A 223-nucleotide genomic window follows, 5' to 3' on the forward strand; every position below is an offset into this window, starting at 1 on the left:
CCACATTGACTGATTTTCTGGCTTCCATCTGAGCAAACTAAAGTGCCAGCATCGCTGGCACTTTTTTCTCTCTAAAGCCGATTACCTGGCATCAGCAAGCTGCAACTCCGTGTCCTGTTGTTGGGCATTTTTTCGTTGTTGTTCGAGTTCCAGCGCCCCGCGGTGAGACAGATAGCAGAACAGAATGCAGCAGACAATCCCGCCCATCAACAGATAGAAACCG

At 49.8% G+C, this 223-nt stretch carries 1 protein-coding gene; it reads right to left on the reverse strand.

From position 1 onward, the window contains the following. Window positions 1–81 precede the first annotated feature (81 nt). Window positions 82–223 (reverse strand): hypothetical protein (locus tag FDX22_RS31810; RefSeq protein ID WP_186805431.1); only part of this gene is annotated, 142 nt, incomplete at its 5' end.

The sequence above is a fragment of the Citrobacter sp. TBCS-14 genome (assembly GCF_005280805.1).
Lineage (GTDB): Bacteria > Pseudomonadota > Gammaproteobacteria > Enterobacterales > Enterobacteriaceae > Citrobacter > Citrobacter gillenii.